Raw genomic sequence first — 1,766 nt, forward strand, 5'->3', positions numbered from 1 at the left:
GGGGGGGGGTGGGTGGGGCGGCGGGGGGGGGGGGGGGGGGCTTGGGTGGGGGGGGGGTGGGGGGGGGCGGGGGGGCGGGGCGCGGGCGCCCGACCCCCAGGTCGCGCTGGTGCAGCGGGAAGCGCAGGCCCTCACCATTGAATACCCGGCGGCCCTGGTGCAGTTCGAAGGCGCACCGCTGCCGGCTCCCCTCGAGCCGGCGCTGGCCACGCTGGACCAGAGCGTGGCGCAGATCCGCCGGGCCATGGACAGCGACCCGGGTGCGCGCTACTTGCTCGACCAGCTGCGCCGGACCTATTCGCGGCGGCTGTCGCTGACCCAGCGCGCCGTCACCGGCTGAGCCACTTTTATCCTTACGCACCACAGGAGCATTCCATGACCACCCGTACCGTTTTCTGCGCGGCACTGCTGGTGCTGGCCAGCGCGCCGGCGTTCGCCGCCACGCCGATCAGCCAGGTCCGGCCGCTGTCGGCCACGGGCAGTGTGTCCATCGAGAACATGAAGGGCCGCATCGTCGTGCGGACCTGGGATCGCGCCCAGGTGGGCATCACCGGCAGCCTGGGCGAGGGCGTCGAAAAACTGGTGGTGGAGGGCACGGCCGACAACCTTCGCATCGAGGTGCGCTATCCCTCCGGCGGCGGCAGCTGGTTCGGCTGGGGCGGGAAGAGTGGCCAGGGCCAGGCCAGCGCCATCGAGGTTTCGGTGCCCAATGGCGCCGGTGTGGCGGTGGACAGCGTGAGCGCCAGCGTGGACGTCTCCGGCGTGGCGGGGCGATCCCTGTCGGTGGACACGGTCAGCGGCGACGTGCTGGTGCGCGCGGCGCAACCCGGCAAGGCCAGCATCGACAGCGTCAGCGGCGACCTGGACCTGGAGCTGCAGACCGCCAGCCTTGCCGTGGACACGGTGAGCGGGGAGGTCCGGATACGGGGCGGGGTGACCGGGGTGGTGGAGGTCGAAACGGTGTCGGGCGACGTCGAGCTGGCCGCCGGGCAGGTGGAGCGGCTGGCCATCAGCAGCGTGTCAGGTGACAGCCGCGTGAGGGCCAGTCTGGCCCCCGGCGGGCGCATCACCGCCGATTCGGTCAGCGGCGGGTTGATCCTGGCCCTGCCCCGCGACACCTCGGCCCGCCTGCGGGTGGAAACCTTCAGCGGCGACATCACCAGCCCCGCCGGGGAAGTCAACTCCGAGCCCTACGGCCCCGGCAAGAGCCTGCAAACCCGACTGGGCGCGGGTGCCGGGGACATCGGGCTGGAGTCTTTCTCCGGCGACGTGCGCATTGATCTCGAATAAGTGTATGTAATTTAACTACTTTTGCCAGGATCCTGGGCGCTGGCCGGCTCCGGCCGCCCACCTGGCGGGTGTTTACAGGGCTTTAACCTGGTTTGCGGGACGTAAAGATTGCGTTATGCTCCGGCAGGCCAAGGTGACCGTTATCCTGACGATCGACCTCTAGGCTTTGTCCCGGTATCTAGAGTCACCATCACTCTGACGTTGGAGAGAGAGTAAATGTCTAATTTCAATCAGCTGTCTGGCGCGATTCGCTTCGCGCTCCTCGCCGGTGTCGCTTCCACCTTCGTTGCCCTGCCTGCCATCGCGCAGGAAGCGGACACGACGGAAGATAGCGCCACCACCCTCGACGCCATCGAGGTCACCGGCTCCCGCCTGAAGCGCGCTGACATCGAAGGCGCCGTTCCGGTCGTCGTGATCAGCCGCGCCCAGATTGATGCTTCCGGCGACGTGTCGGTTGCCGAAGTCCTGCGCGACTC

General features: G+C 68.9%; 2 protein-coding genes and 1 pseudogene. All 3 read left to right on the forward strand.

Going from position 1 to position 1,766, the window contains the following annotated elements; genetic code table 11:
* Window positions 1–340: pseudogene (locus K0M70_RS12005) on the forward strand (hypothetical protein); the annotation flags it as partial.
* A 35-nt stretch (window positions 341–375) separates the two neighbouring features.
* Window positions 376–1,290 (forward strand): DUF4097 family beta strand repeat-containing protein, encoded by a 915-nt coding sequence (locus tag K0M70_RS12010; protein ID WP_290782245.1) that lies wholly within the window; start codon window positions 376–378, stop codon window positions 1,288–1,290.
* A 216-nt stretch (window positions 1,291–1,506) separates the two neighbouring features.
* Window positions 1,507–1,766 (forward strand): hypothetical protein (locus K0M70_RS12015; protein ID WP_290782247.1); only part of this gene is annotated, 260 nt, incomplete at its 3' end.

Origin of the sequence: Arenimonas sp., assembly GCF_019459675.1 — a bacterium.
Lineage (GTDB): Bacteria > Pseudomonadota > Gammaproteobacteria > Xanthomonadales > Xanthomonadaceae > Arenimonas.

Bases quoted from the DNA above. Each gene is read 5' to 3' on its own strand.
- K0M70_RS12010 (WP_290782245.1), top strand. From the start codon at position 376: ATGACCACCCGTACCGTTTTCTGCGCGGCACTGCTGGTGCTGGCCAGC.